Here is a 16,672-nt window from a genome sequence, read left to right as displayed (position 1 = left end):
TGCGCTTCCGATCGGCGGAGGGACCCCGCCCTCGTGTCGCGGCATCGCCCGCTGCCCGCCGTGCGTTCCGGAGAAGCTGCCCGCCGGGCGTTCGGGAGAATTCGCGGAAGGCACCGACCCAGCGGTATGCCGATGGTGCAATAGTCCTGGAGGCTCTGGTATCAAACCTGGCCGTGGCCTCACTGCCGTGTTGAGCTGCGCATTGCCCGTCACAGGTGGAGGAACGTCCATGCACCCCGTCACCGGCTCCCGCGCTTCCGTCCCCGCCATGGGCCGCGCCCCACGCCCTTCCGCCGACCGGGTCCGGCCGCCCCGGATGCCCGCCGCGCGTCCGCCGATCCGGTCGCGGGCCGACGCCGAGACCGTGGCGCTGCTGCACCGCGCCGCCCGGGTGCTCATCGAGGAGGTGCCACGGCTGACGGACCGTATCGTCGCGCTGATGAAGGAGCGGGAGCCCGTCTACCGTTCCGCCGCCGTGGACCCGCACGGGGTGTGGCGGGAGGTCCACGACTCGCTCAGCCACAATGTGCGTTCGCTGGTGCGCCCCAAGGAGACGCGCGAATCGGCCCGCTCCTGCGCGTGGCGGATCGGCACCGACCGCGCCGCACAGGGCTTTCCGCTGGACGCGCTGTTGCACGCGTACCGGATCGGCTGCACCGTCGTCTGGGAGCAGCTCCTGGAGGCCGCGTCGAAGGACGACCCGCTCGGCGCCCAGTCGCTGGTCCATGTCGCCGCCGATGTGTGGAACTTCGTCGATGAGCACTGCACCCTCGTCGCCAGGGCGTACCAGGAGGTCGAGCGGCAGCTCTCCTGGCACCGGGAGAACCGCTCCCGGATCATCGTCGCGGCCCTGCTCGACGGCACCGCCCGGGTGAGCGACTTCCCCGAGGCGGAGCAGGTCCTCGGCCTGCCCGAGCAGGGGCGTTACGCGGTCGTGGCGCTCGAGGACGCCGAGGCACCGTGCCGGACGCCGCACCCGGTCGAGATGGGGGAAGGACTCCGTGCCGTCTGGCACACGGCGGAGGGCACCGCCCACGCCATCGTGCTGCTCGGCGAGGGCGAGGGCGGTGGTGACCGCGACGGCGGCGGTGACCGCGACCGCGACACCGGCGCGGAGCGGCTGGTGCGCGCGCTGGAGGTACCGCGGGGCGCACGGGCCGGGGTCAGCCCCGCCGTGACCGGCCTCGCCGCGGTCAACACGGCCCGCCAGCTCGCCGATACGGCGCTGCGCACCCGCCCGGCCGCCGGGGCGGTGGCGCTGCTGGAGGAGCGCTATCCGGAGGCGCTGGTGGTGTCCTCCCCCGACCTCGGCACCGCGCTCGCCGAGCGGATGCTCGGACCGGTCCTGGCCCTGGAGTCCGCCGACCGGGAGATGCTGCTGGCGACGCTGGCCGCCTGGCTGGAGGCCGGGGGATCGGCGCGCCGCGCGGGCGGGCTGCTGTTCTGCCACCGCAATACGGTGCTCAACCGGCTGCGCCGCTACGAGCAGTTGACCGGGCGTTCGCTCGACCACCCGCGCGAGGTCATGGAGTTGTCGCTCGCGCTGTCCGCTCACCGGCTGCTGACGCCCTGAGAGCCACCCGCCCTCCTGAGCCGATGTGGGCGTGCACAACGGCTCCGTGCCGAGCATGTGCGCCCGTCACACGGTCCGCGGGTTGGGCTGTACGCCACCCTTCTGACCTGCTGTCGTGGCGATTCCGGCCCGGTGACCCGGGATGGAACCCGCACAAGGAGCCGCGACATGTCCGACCACGACCACCCCTGGGGTCCGTTCCCGTCCGATCCGTCCCGCACCGCCACGTTCCCGTCCCGCTCCGCGGCGCCGCCTCCGCCGACACGGCGCTCACCGTGGCAGCGGCCGTGGCCCTGGCCGGCGCGGGTGGCCTGCACCGCGCTCACCTGCCATGTGGCCGCCGTGGTGGTCAACTGCGCCGCCGAGGGCATCGTCAACCTCGGTGCGGGCGGCGGGTTCACCGTGGGCGCCATGCTGATCGGCCTGGACACGGCGGTGCTGCTCACCGTCCTGGCCCGGGCCCACCGCCGGACCGGCGCCGAGGGGGAGGGGGAGCGGTGAGCTTCCTGGACCCCAGAACGCTCGCGTTCGTGCTCTTCGCGGGCTTCATGGCCGTCTCGTTGCTGCTGTGCATCCTCGCGGCCACCGGCAACGACGACCCCACCGAGTTCTACCTGGGCAGCGGCGCGCTCAGCCCGATGCAGAACGGCCTGGCCATCGCGGGCGACTACATCTCCGCCGCCACCGTGCTCAGCACCACCGGCACCATCGCCCTGGCCGGGTTCGACGGGGTGCTCATCGCCACCTCCACCGTGCTCTCCATCCTGATGTTCATGCTGGTCCTCTCCGGACCGCTGTGCGGACGGGGGCGGTTCACCCTCGGCGACGTCCTCTCCGAGCGGCTGAGCGAACGCCCCGCCCGGACCGGCACCGCCGTCGTGGTGCTGGTGGTCGTCATGCCGCTGCTGCTGGTCCAGCTCAACGGCGCGGGCGCCATGCTGGCCCTGCTGCTCGGCATCCCCGGAAGCGGCGCGGTCACCGGGTGCACCATCTTCATCGGCTCGCTCATGGTCTGCTACGCCGCTCTCGGCGGGATGAAGGGCACCGGATTCGTCCAGATCCTCAAGACGGTGCTGCTGCTCGCCGCGTTCGTCCTGCTCGCCTGTCTGGTGCTGAAGCGCTTCTCCTGGAACCCGGCCACCCTCTTCGGCGCCGCGGCCGACGCCAGCGGCTACGGCGACGGCTTCTGGCAGTCCGGCCGTCAGTACGGGGAGTCCTTCAGCGGCCGCCTGGACGTCATCAGCGTCCAGCTCACCCTCGCCCTCGGCGCGGCCTGCATGCCCCACCTCACCATGCGGCTCCATCCGATCCGCGGCATGCGGGCCGCCCGCGCCGCCACCACCTGGGCGGTGGGCGCGGTCACCACCATCCTCGGGCTGATCGTGATCGTGGGCGCGGGAGCCACCGCCGTGGTCGGCGGGCGTGCCCTGCGCGCCTCCGACCCCACCGGCAGCGACTCGCTGCTGGTGCTGACCCTCGCCCTGGACCCGGCGGCGGGGGAGGCCGACCAGAGTCTGCTCTTCTCCGTCGTGGCCTGCGCGGTCGTCGCCACCACCCTGGCGGCGGTCGCCGGACTCACCCTGGCCGCCGCGGCCTCCCTCGCCCATGACGTTCTGGCCAAGGTCGTCTTCAAGGGCGGGCTCTCGGCGAACCGGGAGCTGGCCGCCGCCCGTACGGCCATCGTGGTGGTCGGCGTCGTGGCCGTCGTCCTCGCCATCGTGACCCAGGACTGGAACCGGCAGGTCCTGATCTCCTTCACCTTCGCGGCCGCCGCCTCGGCCCTGCTGCCGATCGTGCTCTACGGCACTCTGTGGCGCGGCTTCACGGTGAACGGACTGCGCTGGGCGCTGTACGGGGGGCTTCTGCTCACCGCCGTGGCCATAGTCTTCTCCCCGGCGATCTCCGGCAACCCGCTCGCGGTCTTCCCCGAGCGTGACTTCCACTGGTTCCCGCTCCGCAATCCGGGCCTGATCACCATCCCGGCCGGATTTCTGCTCGGCTGGCTCGGCTCCCGGTTCGGCGGGCGCGGGCGGCGGGCCAGGCATGTCCAGGACCCGGCGCGGGGGAACACGCCCCATGCGATGCGCACCGGCTGACGCGTGGATCCCCTTACGGAGTCGGGGCTGCGGCGTTCTCACGGAGCCGGGATGACGGCGTCCGGGACCCGGCCCCGGCCTTGGCGCGCCGGTGGGCGGCCACCCGCTCACGGGTCGCGCACCGGCGTGAGCAGTAGCGGCGCTCCGGTCCGCTGCCCACGGTGAGGAAGACATCGCCGCAGCTCGGCGAGGAGCACAGCCCGCCGGGCGGGCGCTGCCCCTCCCAGAGCAGCACGGTCAGTGCCATGCACGACGAGGCGAGGAACCACTCGCCCCAAGGCGCCTCGTCATCGCTGTCCAGATGCGGATGCCAGGGCGAGGCGCCGTTGTGCGAGCTGAGCCGGAGCGGGCCCGTGCCCTCCCGCAGCAGCCGGTTCAGCGCTCCGGCGGCCTCGTCGACATGACCGGCGGCGAACACCTCGCGCAGCCGCAGCGCGGCGGCGCGCATCCCCGCGACATCGTCGGCGGTGAGCTCGAGCGGTCCGGACTCACCGTGGTCGAGCAGCAGCACGGCGATCGCGGCGGGGTCCGGTTCCGGCTCCGCGGTCAGGGCGTTGACGAGGGCGGCGGTCCGCCGGGCGGTGGCCCGCACCGAATGCCGGGTCGACCAGTCGTCGTTCGAAGGCGAAGGCATCCGGCCAATGTAACGCACCTGGTGGAGTTTTGCGTTAGCCCCGTAATGTGCTGGGCATGCCAGGGCGTTACGCGATGGGGTGCTATCTGGGCGGGGCGACCGCCGCCCGTGCGGGGGACGAGTCCTCCGGTCCCGCGCTGCTGCTGGCCGGGCCGGTGCTCACCGGTTCGCCCGCCTCGGGCCCGGTGCTGCTGGCGGGGATCATGGCCGCGGCGGCGGTCGGCGGACCGCTCTTCGGCGTGCTGCTCGACCGCTCGGCCCGGCCGGGCCGGCTGCTGGCCGCGGCGCTCGCCCTCTACGCGGCGGGGCTGACCGCGATCCTTCTCGGCCTGGAGCGGCTGCCGTTCGCCCTCACGGTTCTCCTCGCCGTGGGTACGGGGCTGGCGGGACCGGCCCTGTCCGGGGGGTGGACCTCCCAACTGCCCCGGGTGGCGCCGCCGCCGGGCCTCCCCCGCGCCACCGTGCTCGACGCCATGACGTTCAGCCTCGCCGCGCTGGTGGGGCCCGCGCTCGCCGGGGCCGTCGCGGGGGCGGCCGGGGCACCGGCCGCCGTGGCGGTGTCCATCGCGCTGATCGGCCTCGCGCTGCCCGCCGCCTGGGCGCTCCCCGCGCCCGCGCGGTCGGCCCCGTCGGCCCGGCCGCCGGGTACGTCGGTCGTCACCGACCTCACCGCCGGGCTGCGCGCCATCGTCCGTAACCGGCCCCTGGCCCGGGCCACCGCCACCTCCGTCGTCTCCTGTGTCGGCCAGGGCGCGCTGCTCAGCTGCTGGCCGCCGCTGGGCGCGGCGGTGCTCGGCGGCGCCGACCGTGGCGCGCTGCTGCTGTCCGCCGCCGCCGCATCGGCCCTCGTGGCCAACGCGGTCCTCGCCCGCAGTACCGGCCCGCCGCGTCCGGACACCGTGCCCCTCGCCCGCCGTCCCCGCCCGCCGCGTCCGGACACCGTGCTCCTCGGCGGGGCCCTGCTGCTCGTCCTCGCGCCCCTGCTCGCGGCCACCGGCCACCCGGCCGCGCTGATTGCCGCCGCGCTGCTCACCGGCGCCGCCGAGGGGCCCCAGCTCACGGCCCTGTTCGCGGTCCGCCACCGGGAGGCGCCCGAGCGGCTGCGCGGCCAGGTCTTCACCACCGGCGCCAGCCTGAAGATCACCGGCTTCGCCCTGGGCGCGGCCCTCGCCGGTCCGCTCGCCGCCTGGTCGCTGCCCGGCGCCCTGGTGGCGGCCGGGGGGTGCGAGGCGCTCGCGGTTCTCGTCTTCGTATGCTTGCGGGACACTGCGGAGGATGTCGCTCCGTTTCCGCCCCCGGGGGCTGTGTGACGGAGCCAATGTCATCCATGATGACCTGCATGGAAGACCTCAAAGACCTGCTCCCCGTCGCGGCCGTCCGGCTCGACGTACGGGCGGCCGACTGGCGTGGGGCGATAGCCGCCGCCGGCCGTCTGATGGTGGAAACGGGAGCCACCACCGACGAGTACACCCGTGAGATGGTCGCCAACGTCGAGGAGAACGGGCCGTACATCGTCATCGCGCCCGGTGTGGCCTTCGCCCACGCCCGGCCGTCCCCGGCGGTGCTGTCCACCGGGATGTCCTGGGTCCGGCTCGCCGAGCCCGTGGAGTTCGGGCATGAGTCCAACGACCCCGTCACCCTCGTCGTCGCCCTGGCCGCCCAGGACTCCTCGGCGCACACCTCCGCGATGGCGAGCCTGGCCCGGCTCCTGGGCGACCCCGGCACGGCGGCGGCCCTCGCCGCCGCGCCCACCCCGGAGGAGCTGCACGCCGTACTGGCCGGGGAGCCGTCGGAGGACGGCCCCGAGGAGTCCGCACCCGCCACCACCTCGGAACCCGCTACCGCCTCCGGACCCTCCGCCACCCCCGAACCCGCCACCGCTGCCGAACCCGCCGAGCCCCGGGCGGACTCGCTGCACAAGATCCTCACCGTCTGCGGCAACGGCGTCGGCACCAGCCTGTTCCTGAAGAACACCCTGGAGCAGGTGCTGGACCGCTGGGGCTGGTCGAGGTTCATCACCGTGGAGGCCACCGACACCATCTCCGCGAAGGGCAAGGCATCCGAGGCCGTGGCCCTGCTCACCTCCCGTGAGATCGCCAGGACCCTGGGCGATGTGGGGCGGCCGGTCAAGGTCATCCAGGACTTCACCAGCACCGCCGAGGTGGACGCGGTGCTACGGGACACGTACGACGTCTGAACGACGGGGACAGAGGAAGCACCATGGGCTGGTTTGTCACGCTCGCCACGTTTCTCGTCAATGAGATTCTGAGCGAGCCCGCGTATCTGATCGGCATCATCACCGCCGTCGGACTCATCGCGATGAAGAAGAGCACCGGGCAGATCATCGGCGGCGCCATCAAGGCGACCCTCGGCTTTCTGCTGATCGGCGCGGGAGCGGGGCTGGTCACCGACTCCCTCGCCCCACTGGGCACCATGATCCAGGGCGTCACCGGCGCCCACGGCGTCATCCCCACCAACGAGGCCATCGTCGGCATCGCCCAGGACCAGTTCGGCTCCCGGGTCGCCTGGCTGATGATCCTGGGTTTCGTGGTCAGCCTGTTGCTGGCCCGGTTCACCCCGCTCCGCTATGTCTTCCTGACCGGGCACCACATGCTCTTCATGGCCACGCTGCTGACCGTGGTCCTGGCCAGCGGTGGCCGCTCGACCATCGTCGTGGTGGCCGTCGGCGGTGTGCTGCTGGGCATCATGCTGGTCGCGATGCCCGCGTTCGCGCACCCCTGGACCAAGCGCGTGACCGGCAGCGACACCGTCGCCATCGGCCACTTCGGCACGGCCGGGTACATCGTGGCGGGCGCGGCCGGAAGGGCGGTCGGCAAGCGCAGCCGCTCCACCGAGGAGATGAAGCTCCCCGAGGGACTGCGCTTCCTGCGCGACTCGATGGTGGCCACCGCCCTGTCGATGCTGCTGATCTACCTGGTCATGGCGGTCCTCCTGCTCGTCAAGGAGGGGCAGAAGGCCGCCTTCAAGGCGTTCGCCACGGGCACCGGCGGCGCCGTGGCCACCGACACCGGCAACTATCTGATGCAGTCCGTGATGCAGGGACTGCAGTTCGGCATCGCGGTCGCCGTGATCCTCTTCGGCGTCCGTACGATCCTCGGCGAGCTGGTCCCCGCCTTCCAGGGGATCGCGCAGAAAGTCGTCCCCGGCGCCCTGCCCGCGCTGGACGCGCCCATCGTCTTCCCGTACGCGCAGAACGCGGTGCTGATCGGCTTCATCTCCAGCTTCACCGGCGGGCTGATCGGCCTGGCCCTGCTCACCTGGGTCTTCAACCCGGCCTTCGGCCTCGCCCTGGTGCTGCCCGGTCTGGTGCCGCACTTCTTCACCGGCGGCGCGGCCGGGGTCTACGGCAACGCGACCGGCGGCCGGCGCGGCGCGGTGGTGGGGGCGTTCCTCAACGGGCTGCTCATCACCTTCCTCCCCGCCCTGCTGCTCAAGGTGCTCGGCGCGTTCGGCGACCAGAACACCACCTTCGGCGACGCCGACTTCGGCTGGTTCGGCGCGCTCATCGGCAACGCGGGCAAGGCCGGTGGCGCCGCCGGGCTCGTGGTCATCGTGCTGCTCGGCCTCGCGGTCCTCGGGGCCGCGATCCTGGTGCAGAAGCGGGTGGTCGACACCGGGTGGGACCCGGGCGCGGCCCGTGACGCCCTGATGCCGCGCGAGCGCGCCGCGGCGCCCAACGGGACGGGCACCACCACGGCCGCCTACGCCAAGATCCCGCCGCCCGCGGGCGCCCCGGCACCCCCGCCCGCGCCCGCCAAGCCCGACGCGCCCGCCACGCCCTGACGCGCCCGCCGCGCCGTGCCGCCCTGGTGGTCCCGCCGACGGGACCACCAGGGCGCGGGCTCATGTCCGCTTGACGTAGTCGCGCAGATGGACGGCGGTGAGGGAGCCCCCGCCGTCCACGAGGTCGGCTGGGGTGCCGGTGAACACCACTTGACCGCCGTCGTGGCCCGCCCCCGGACCCATGTCGACGATCCAGTCCGCATGGGCCATCACGGCCTGGTGGTGTTCGATGACGACGACCGTGTTGCCCGTGTCGACAAGCCGGTCGAGCAGGGCGAGCAACTGGTCCACATCGGCGAGGTGCAGCCCGGTGGTCGGCTCGTCCAGGACGTATGTCGTACCGCTGCGCGCCATGTTGATGGCCAGCTTCAGCCGCTGGCGCTCACCCCCGGAGAGCGTGGTGAGCGGCTGGCCCAGCGCCAGATAGCCCAGCCCCACCGCGGCCAGCCGGTCCAGGATCACCCGGGCCTGACCGGTGGCGAAGAACTCCAGGGCCTCGGCCACCGACATCCCCAGGACATCGCTGATGTTCCGTCCGCGCAGCCGGTACGTCAGCACCTCGGGCCGGAACCGCTTCCCCTCGCAGTCCTCGCACACGGAGGCCACCTCGGCCATCATGGCGAGATCGGTGTAGATCAGCCCGATGCCCTTGCACCGCGGGCAGGCGCCCTCCGAATTGGCGCTGAACAGCCCCGGTTTGACGCGGTTGGCCTTGGCGAAGGCCGTCCGGATCGGATCGAGGAGCCCCGTATAGGTGGCCGGGTTGCTGCGGCGGGAGCCGCGGATCGCCGACTGGTCCGCGACGATCACCTCCTCCCGCCCGGACAGCGATCCGTGGATCAGGGAGCTCTTGCCCGATCCGGCGACACCGGTGACGACGGTGAGCACACCGAGCGGGATGTCCACGCTCACATCCCGCAGATTGTGCAACCGGGCGCCCCGGACCGGCAGTTGCCCGGTGGGCTGCCGTACCTTCTCCCGCAGCCGCACCCGGTGGTCCAGATAGCGCCCGGTGAGGGTGTCGGACCCGCGCAGGCCCGCCAGATCGCCCTGGTAGCAGACGCGCCCGCCCGCCACCCCGGCGCCGGGCCCCAGGTCCACCACATGGTCGGCGATCCGGATGGTCTCCGGTTTGTGCTCCACGACCAGCACCGTATTGCCCTTGTCCCGCAGTTGGAGCAGCAGCCGGTTCATGCGCTCGATGTCATGCGGGTGCAGGCCCACCGTGGGCTCGTCGAAGACATAGGTGACATCGGTCAGGCTGGAGCCCAGGTGCCGGACCATCCGCACCCGCTGGGCCTCGCCGCCGGACAGGGTGCCGGACTCCCGGTCCAGGCTCAGATACCCCAGGCCGATCTCGACCAGTGAGTCGAGGAGCGCGCGCAGGTTCTCCAGCACGGGGCCGACCGAATCGTTCCGGATCCCGCGCGTGAACTCCGCCAGATCGCTGATCTGCAGGGCCGAGCAGTCCGCGATGGAACGGCCGTCGATCCGGCAGGACCGTACGGCCTCGCACAGCCTGGCGCCCTCACACTCGGGGCATTCGGCCAGGGTCATGGCCCGGTCGGCGAACGCGCGCATGCGCGGCTGCATCGTCTCCCGGTCCTTCGCCAGGTACTGCCGGCGGACCTTGGTCACCAGACCCTCGTATGTGAGGTTGTTCTTCCCCACCTTGACCTTGGTGGCCGGTTTGTGGAGGAAGTCCTCCCACTGGGCCGGGGTGTAGTCCCGGAGCCTGGTATCGGGGTCGAAAAGGCCGGAGGCCGCCATAACCTGCCAGTGCCAGCTGTCCACCTCGAATCCGGGGACGGTGATCGCCCCTTCCTTCAACGACTTCTCCCTGTCGATGAGTTGGCCGATGTCGATGTCGGTGACCCGGCCCAGCCCCTCGCACCGCGGACACATGCCCTCGGCGGTGTTGAAGCTGAAGGCGAGGGGAGGGCCGACGTACGGGCTGCCGATCCGGCTGAACAGGATCCGCAGCAGGGTGTGGGCATCGGTCGCGGTGCCCACGGTGGAACGGGAGTTGGCGCCCATCGGCTCCTGGTCCACGATGATCGCCGCGCTCAGATTCCGCAGCGAGTCGACGTCAGGACGGCCGAGCGTCGGCATGAAGTTCTGGACGAACGCCGCATAGGTCTCATTGATCAGCCGCCTCGACTCCGCGGCGATGGTGTCGAAGACGAGCGAGGACTTACCGGATCCGGAGACACCGGTGAAGACCGTGAGCCGCTGCTTGGGAATGTTCACACTCACGCCCTGGAGGTTGTTCTCCCTGGCGCCACGGACCTTGATTTCACTGACATCCATGCCTTCAAGTGTTTCATTGAAGTGCATGTTGAGACTTTTCCCGGCATTCCGCCAAACCCCTGCCGGATGCGCCGTGATGGAGCCGACGCTAACCTTCAACTCCCCGGTGAACCCTCAACGTGAAGGTGACGAACCGTGAGCCGTACGGACGGCACGCTGCGCCCCGTCGACCTGGCCAGGATGGCGGGTGTCTCCACCCAGCAGATCCGCAATTACGTCGACGCGGGTGTCCTGCCCCCGGCCACCCGCACCTCCGCCGGATACCGCCGGCTCGACGACCGGCACCGCAGGGCCCTGGTGACCTACCGGGCCATGATGCCGGGCTACGGCGCGGAGACCGCCCGCGCGGTCATGCGGGCCGTCCACGACGAGGACGTCGCCCTGGCCCTCACCCTGGTCAACGCCGAACACGCCGCGCTCCATGACCAGCGGCTCTCCCTCGAGGCGGCGGCGAAGGCGCTCGAAGCGGTCGCCGAGCAGACCCCGGACACCTCGGCGCCGTCCCGCTCCGGGCCGCTGCGCATCGGCGAGGTGGCCGCCCGTCTGGGGCTGCGCACCTCGGCCCTGCGGGTGTGGGAGTCGGCCGGGCTGCTGCGCCCCCGGCGCGACCGGAGCACCGGCTACCGGGTCTACGGGCCGCACGACGTCCGGGACGCCCGGATGGTCGACCTGCTGCGCCAGGTCCGCTATCCGCTGCCCCAGATCCGGCCCGTTCTCGAGGGACTGCGCCGCACGGGGAGCAGCGAGGCCCTGCGCGCGGTCATCGCCCGGCGTCAGGAGGGGATCGCCCGGCGCGCCGCGGCCATGCTCGAAGGCTCCTGCCGACTGCACCACTACCTCACGGAAAACGGGTCGGCCGAGGACCGATGAGTTCCCGGCGGGGGAGCGGTCTGTAGGGGTAAACGCTCCCGAGCGCAGGAGGTACCGATGGCCAGCGACGGATTCACCACGTGTCTGTGGTTCGACGGCCGGGCCGAAGAGGCGGCACAGCACTACATCTCGATCTTCAAGAACTCCCGGCTCGGCCGGATCACCCACTACACCGGGGTCGAGCCCGGCGGCCCGGCGGGGAGCGTGCTGACCGTCGAGTTCGAAGCCAACGGACAGAAGTTCGTGGGGCTCAACGGCGGGCCGGAGTTCACCTTCAGCGAGGCCATCTCCTTCCAGGTGCACTGCGCCGACCAGGACGAGGTGGACTACTACTGGAGCAAGCTCTCCGAGGGCGGCGAGGAAGGCCCCTGCGGCTGGGTGAAGGACAAGTTCGGGGTGTCCTGGCAGATCGTCCCGACCGCCCTGCTCGACATGGTCGCGGACCCGGATCCGCAGAAGGCCAGGCGGGCCACCGAGGCGATGATGACGATGGGCAAGCTCGACATCGCCGCGCTGCGGGCGGCGCACGACGGCGCGTAGCCGGTCCGGGGCGGCGGGCCCGTACGGCATCCGGTCAGGCTGCCGTACCGGCCCGTCGTACCGCTAACGGCCGTGGGTGAGGTCCGCGGGGTCGGTGTTGGCGCCGCAGAGGAGTACGGCGACCTTCTCCCCGGGCCGCGGCCGGTACCCGCCGGAGGTCAGGGCCGACAGCGCGGTGGCCGCCGCGTGTTCGACCGCGATCCTGCGGTCGTCCCACAGCACCCGGCGCGCCGAGACGATCGCCTCGTCGGACACCAGGACGGACCGCACCCCGTCCTTGCGGGCCCACTCCAGCGCGGCCGAGGACACATGGCGGGCCCCGAGCGAGTCCGCCGCCACCGAGTCCACCGCGACGTCGACCACCGCCCCGGCCTCCAGCGCGGCGTTCAGGGCCCGGCATCCGTACGGCTCCACCGCGACGACCCCCACGCCGTGCTCGAGGGCGGACACCGCGACACCCGTGAACAGGCCGCCGCCCCCGACCGCCACCACCACGGTGTCCAGGTCGGGCCGGGCCCGGAGGATCTCCTCCATCACGGTGCCCGCCCCGGCGGCGATCAGCGGGTGGTCGTACGCGTGGGAGAGCAGGGCACCGGTCTCGGCGGCGTGCTTCTGGGCGGCGTCCCGCGCGTCGGCGTACTCGGTGCCGATCTGATGGACCTCGGCGCCGAGCGCCCGCAGCCGGTCCACCTTCACCGCGGGCGCGGTCTCGGGCACGAACACGGTGGCGGGCACGGAGTGCTGGGCGGCCGCCCAGGCACACGCCAGCCCCGCGTTTCCGCCCGAGGCGATGACGGCGCCCGCGTCCGGCAGGGTGCCCGCCTCCCGGTGGGCCCGGATGAAGTTGAACGCGCCCCGCGCCTTGAAGGTGCCCGTGTACTGGAGGAATTCCAGGGCCAGCCACCCCTCGGCCGCACCCCACGCCCCCTGCTCCACCGGCGCGAGCGCCACGGGCCGGATATGTCCCGCGACCCGCTGGGCCGCGGCAGTTACGTCCGCAAGGGAAATAGTCACTGAAACAGTGTAACAACCACTGGTACGCTCTGACCGTGCGAACCAACCGGGGCCGAGTCGACCAGCCCACCTTGGAGGCCATCGCCGAGGCCGCCCTGACCGTCGTCGACGACGAGGGGCCAGAGGCGCTGAGCTTCCGCAGGGTGGCGCAACTGCTGGGGGTCTCCCACGCCACGGTCTTCCGTCGCTGCGGCGACTTCGACGGTCTGGTGAACGCGTGCGCGGACCGACTGGCCGCGCGGATGCCGCTGGTGGGGCAGGACCAGGACTGGGCCGCCGCCACCGAGGCCCGCTTCGCCGCGTTCTACGAGGCGCTGATCGAGCACCCCGGGCTGGTCGCGCTGCGGTCGGGCCGCGCCTGGTGGGGGCCGCATCTGCTGAGCCGCCTCGTGGAGCCGCAGTTGGCGCACAGCATCGCCGCCGGAATGACCCCCGAGGCGGCGATCCGGGTCTACCGGCGGCTGTATCTGCTCACCCTCGGCGCCGTGGCCTTCGTCGACCACCGCAGCGCCAAACAGGTGCGCACCGCCGCGCGCACCGCGCTCGCCGCGCTGGACCCCGAGGACTTCCCGGCCCTCACCGGAAACCTGGGTGCCGTCCTGCCCGCGCTGACCGACCACGAGGTCTACCACGGCGCGCTGCGGCAGCTGATCGACGCCTCAGCGGCGGCCTGCCCCGGACGGTGACCGACGCGAAGGGGGCGGGCCCGAGCGGGCCCGCCCCCTCACGCCGCGGCGTGGCTACAGCGTCTGCTGCACCCGCTCGGCCACCAGCTTGATGAAGCGCGACGGATCGCTCAGCTCACCGCCCTCGGCGAGCAGCGCCATGCTGTACAGCAGCTCGGCCGTCTCGCCGAGACCGCTGTCGTCCTGGCGCTCGGCATGGGCCTTGCGCAACCCGCTGACCAGCGGATGGGTGGGGTTCAGCTCCAGGATGCGCTTGATCTGGGGCAGGCTCTGGCCCATCGAGCGGTAGATGTTCTCCAAGGCCGGGGTGACATCGAAGGTGTCCCCGACGATGCAGGCCGGGGAGGTGGTCAGCCGCGAGGACAGCCGCACCTCCTTGACCTGCTCGCTCAGCGTCGACGTCATCCAGGAGAGCAGGTCGGCGAAGTCCTTCTGCCGCTGCTCCCGCTCGGCCTCCGCCTCCTCGTCCTTCTCGTCCTGGGAGTCGAGGTCGACCTGCCCCTTGGCGATGGAACGGAGCTGCTTGCCGTCGAACTCCGGCACGGCGTCGACCCACAGCTCGTCGATGGGGTCGGTGAGGAGAAGCACCTCGAAGCCCTTGTCCCGGAACGCCTCCATATGGGGCGAGCTCTCCACGATCGACCGGGACTCGCCGGTCATGTAGTAGATGTGCTCCTGCCCGTCCTTCATGCGCTCGGCATAACCGCGCAGCGTGGTCGGCTGCTCGGCGTCATGGGTCGAGGCGAAGGAACACACCTCGAGGATCGCCTCGCGGTTCTCCAGATCGCCCAGGAGACCTTCCTTGAGGACGCGGCCGAATTCCTTCCAGAAGGTCGCGTAGCGCTCCGCGTCGGAGGACATGATGTCCTTCACCGTCGAGAGCACCTTCTTCACCAGACGGCGCCGCATCAGCTGAATCTGGCGGTCCTGCTGAAGGGTTTCCCGCGAGACGTTCAGCGAGAGGTCCGCGGCGTCCACCACACCCTTGACGAAGCGGAGGTATTCCGGCATCAGCGCTTCGCAGTCGTCCATGATGAAGACGCGCTTCACATAGAGCTGCACACCCCGCTTGCGGTCCTGCATATACAGGTCCTGCGGTGCCCGGGCCGGAATGAACAGCAACGACTGGTATTCGAAGGTGCCCTCCGCCTGCATGCGGATGGTCTCGAGCGGATCGGCCCAGTCGTGGCTGATGTGCTTGTAGAACTCGTGGTATTCCTCGTCGGTGACCTCGTCCTTGGGACGGGCCCACAGCGCCTTCATCGAGTTGACGGTCTCGAGCTCGGGCGCCTTCTCCTCGCCCTCCTCCGCCTGCTCCGCCTCGTCCGCGGTGGCCGGGGCCTGGGCGGGGGCCATCCTGATCGGCCAGGTGATGAAGTCCGAGTGCTGCTTGACGATTTCCCGGATCTTCCAGGGCGAGGCGTAGTCGTAGAGGTGGTCCTCGGTGTCCTCCGCCTTGAGCTTCAGCGTCACGGAGGTACCCTGCGGGGCCTCGTCGACCGGCTCGATCGTGTAGGTGCCCGCGCCGCTGGAGACCCAGCGGGTGCCCTGGCTCTCCCCGGCGTGACGGGTCTCCAGGGTCACCTCGTCGGCCACCATGAAGCTGGAGTAGAAGCCCACCCCGAACTGCCCGATGAGATCCGCGGAAGCCGCCGCGTCCTTCGACTCCCGCAGTTCCTTGAGGAATTTCGCGGTGCCGGAGTTCGCGATGGTGCCGATGAGCTCCACGACCCCCTCATGCGACATGCCGATGCCATTGTCACGGACGGTCAGCGTGCGCGACTCCTGGTCGATCTCGATGGCGATATGGAGATCAGAGGTGTCCGCCTGGAGGTTTTCGTCGCGGAGTGATTCGAGGCGCAGCCGGTCCAGCGCGTCGGACGCGTTGGAGATGAGCTCGCGCAGAAAGACGTCCTTGTTCGAGTAGATCGAATGGATCATCAACTGCAGAAGCTGTCGTGCCTCGACCTGAAACTCGAAAGTCTCGACCCCTGTAGTCAACTGTTTCCCCTCGTGAGATATGTGTCGACGCCATCAAGCACCGTGCGTCATCGGCAGCTTATCGAAGGTGAGGGGTGTTGAGCGGCCTTCCGGCCAGATGACGGACGGCCGCTCCCGGAGTCGGTCGCGGTGGCCCCCGGCGACGGGGCCGCAGGGCGTCAGCCGCCGCCGCGCACCCTGCTCCAGTCCAGGGCCTCGGCGGCCTCGCGCTGGATCTCCTCGGCCGCCTCCCGGGCCTCCGCGGGGACGTCGCCGTGCTCGGCCACGAGACTGTCGTAGATCGGTACGAAGTCTGAGGGGTTTGTCGTGGTCATGCGGTGCACTTCCTTGGGTACGGATTCCGGGTCGGCGCCCGGCTACCCGATCTATCAAACAGCCATGCTTTGACGTTGATCACACGGGGGCTTCCCATGATCCACAAGTCCCCGGCGCGCCGCAACGCGTGGGGACGCGCCGCGACGCACCGGGACCCGCGGGTCAGTGCGCGGTGGGCGCCGGCTCCAGTACGAAGACCGGGATCTGGCGGTCGGTCTTCGTCTGGTAGTCGGCGTAGTCCGGGTACGCCTCGACGGCGCGCTGCCACCACCGGGCCTTCTCCTCGCCGGTGACCTCGCGCGCGGTCATGTCCTGCCGCAGCGGGCCGTCCTGCAGCTCGACCCGCGGGTCGGCCAGGATGTTGTGGTACCAGACCGGATGCTTGGGGGAGCCGCCGAGCGAGGCGACGACGGCATAGGTGCCATTGTGCTCCACCCGCATCAGCGGGGTCTTGCGGATCCTTCCGCTCTTCGCGCCCAGCGTGGTCAGGACGACCACGGGAAAGCCCCGCAAGGTCGTGCCCTCGGTGCCACCGGAGCTCTCGATCAGCTCGACCTGATCGCGTACGAACTTCGTCGGGCTCGGCTCGTACTTACCCTGCAACGGCATGATGTCCGTCCCCTTGTCTCGTGTGCGGAAACTCGCCTTGTGTCTCCCCGTGCCGATGGTCAACACGGGGAGTACGCGAGATCATCCCGAGGGCTCCGGCCGTCGGGGCGGCGACACGAGGGGAACGGTCGCCCGGCTGGGGGTTCCGCCCGCGGGCCGGGGTCCGCGGGCTGGGGGTTCGTTACGCCGTCAAGCGGCGTTGGCCGGGGGAGGGCGAGGG

General features: G+C 71.3%; 15 protein-coding genes. 9 read left to right on the top strand and 6 right to left on the bottom strand.

Annotated elements, in window-relative coordinates; translation table 11 throughout:
* The first annotated feature begins 229 nt into the window (after positions 1–229).
* The 3 genes from VT50_RS13450 (at position 230) to VT50_RS13440 (ending at position 3,669) form a co-directional block, all read left to right on the top strand.
* Entirely contained in the window at positions 230–1,573 is a 1,344-nt protein-coding gene (locus VT50_RS13450) for a PucR family transcriptional regulator (protein ID WP_107424793.1), read from the top strand.
* A gap of 168 nt (positions 1,574–1,741) precedes the next feature.
* Entirely contained in the window at positions 1,742–2,074 is a 333-nt protein-coding gene (locus tag VT50_RS13445) for a hypothetical protein (protein ID WP_046086050.1), read from the top strand.
* Positions 2,071–3,669: a sodium/solute symporter gene (locus VT50_RS13440; RefSeq protein WP_053048548.1), complete on the top strand. Its 1,599-nt coding sequence runs from the start codon at positions 2,071–2,073 to the stop codon at positions 3,667–3,669. The genes VT50_RS13445 and VT50_RS13440 overlap by 4 nt, the downstream gene beginning before the upstream one ends.
* A 13-nt stretch (positions 3,670–3,682) precedes the next feature.
* Here the strand turns inward: VT50_RS13440 and VT50_RS13435 are convergent, their stop codons facing one another.
* Entirely contained in the window at positions 3,683–4,303 is a 621-nt protein-coding gene (locus VT50_RS13435) for a CGNR zinc finger domain-containing protein (RefSeq protein ID WP_046086051.1), read from the bottom strand.
* 56 nt (positions 4,304–4,359) lie between these two features.
* Here VT50_RS13435 and VT50_RS13430 point away from each other — a divergent pair, with 56 nt between their 5' ends.
* The 3 genes from VT50_RS13430 to VT50_RS13420 are packed head-to-tail and all read left to right on the top strand — an operon-like array spanning position 4,360 to position 8,107.
* Positions 4,360–5,613 (top strand): MFS transporter, encoded by a 1,254-nt coding sequence (locus tag VT50_RS13430; protein WP_046086052.1) that lies wholly within the window; start codon positions 4,360–4,362, stop codon positions 5,611–5,613.
* Between the two features lie 29 nt (positions 5,614–5,642).
* Positions 5,643–6,500, top strand: coding sequence for a PTS sugar transporter subunit IIAB (locus tag VT50_RS13425; protein WP_046086062.1), 858 nt, complete (start codon positions 5,643–5,645; stop codon positions 6,498–6,500).
* A 23-nt stretch (positions 6,501–6,523) separates the two neighbouring features.
* Positions 6,524–8,107, top strand: coding sequence for a PTS ascorbate transporter subunit IIC (locus VT50_RS13420; RefSeq protein WP_046086053.1), 1,584 nt, complete (start codon positions 6,524–6,526; stop codon positions 8,105–8,107).
* A 60-nt stretch (positions 8,108–8,167) separates the two neighbouring features.
* Here VT50_RS13420 and VT50_RS13415 read toward each other — a convergent pair whose 3' ends face one another.
* Positions 8,168–10,417, bottom strand: a complete 2,250-nt coding sequence (locus VT50_RS13415) for an ATP-binding cassette domain-containing protein (protein WP_046086054.1) — start codon at positions 10,415–10,417, stop codon at positions 8,168–8,170.
* 135 nt (positions 10,418–10,552) lie between these two features.
* Between VT50_RS13415 and VT50_RS13410 the strand changes: the two genes are divergently transcribed.
* Together VT50_RS13410 and VT50_RS13405 are read left to right on the top strand one after the other, a co-directional pair.
* Positions 10,553–11,287 carry a MerR family transcriptional regulator gene (locus tag VT50_RS13410; RefSeq protein WP_053048549.1) on the top strand — a complete coding sequence of 245 codons (735 nt, stop codon included), beginning with the start codon at positions 10,553–10,555 and terminating at the stop codon, positions 11,285–11,287.
* A 57-nt stretch (positions 11,288–11,344) separates the two neighbouring features.
* The gene (locus tag VT50_RS13405) at positions 11,345–11,827 is read left to right on the top strand and encodes a VOC family protein (RefSeq protein WP_046086055.1); all 483 of its coding nucleotides are present in this window, start codon (positions 11,345–11,347) and stop codon (positions 11,825–11,827) included.
* Positions 11,828–11,890: 63 nt separating this feature from the next.
* On the opposite strand, the gene VT50_RS13400 is transcribed toward VT50_RS13405, so the two are convergent.
* Positions 11,891–12,841: a serine/threonine dehydratase gene (locus tag VT50_RS13400; RefSeq protein ID WP_046086056.1), complete on the bottom strand. Its 951-nt coding sequence runs from the start codon at positions 12,839–12,841 to the stop codon at positions 11,891–11,893.
* A gap of 35 nt (positions 12,842–12,876) precedes the next feature.
* Here VT50_RS13400 and VT50_RS13395 point away from each other — a divergent pair, with 35 nt between their 5' ends.
* A complete protein-coding gene (locus VT50_RS13395) occupies positions 12,877–13,527 on the top strand; it encodes a TetR/AcrR family transcriptional regulator (RefSeq protein ID WP_046086057.1) in 651 nt (216 codons plus the stop codon).
* A gap of 54 nt (positions 13,528–13,581) precedes the next feature.
* Here the strand turns inward: VT50_RS13395 and htpG are convergent, their stop codons facing one another.
* The 3 genes from htpG to VT50_RS13385 all read right to left on the bottom strand — a co-directional run bounded on the left by htpG (position 13,582) and on the right by VT50_RS13385 (position 16,452).
* Positions 13,582–15,528: a molecular chaperone HtpG gene (gene htpG, locus VT50_RS13390; protein WP_046086058.1), complete on the bottom strand. Its 1,947-nt coding sequence runs from the start codon at positions 15,526–15,528 to the stop codon at positions 13,582–13,584.
* Between the two features lie 158 nt (positions 15,529–15,686).
* On the bottom strand, positions 15,687–15,842 hold the full coding sequence (locus VT50_RS39595) for a hypothetical protein (protein ID WP_167396600.1): 156 nt from the start codon (positions 15,840–15,842) through the stop codon (positions 15,687–15,689).
* A 163-nt stretch (positions 15,843–16,005) separates the two neighbouring features.
* Complete coding sequence (locus tag VT50_RS13385) at positions 16,006–16,452, bottom strand: nitroreductase family deazaflavin-dependent oxidoreductase (protein WP_079343827.1); 447 nt, start codon at positions 16,450–16,452, stop codon at positions 16,006–16,008.
* Positions 16,453–16,672: the final 220 nt, after the last annotated feature.

Origin of the sequence: Streptomyces antioxidans, from assembly GCF_000968685.2 — a bacterium.
GTDB lineage: Bacteria > Actinomycetota > Actinomycetes > Streptomycetales > Streptomycetaceae > Streptomyces > Streptomyces antioxidans.
Note: the sequence above shows the minus strand (reverse complement) of the source record. Positions and strands in the feature narration are given on the sequence as shown.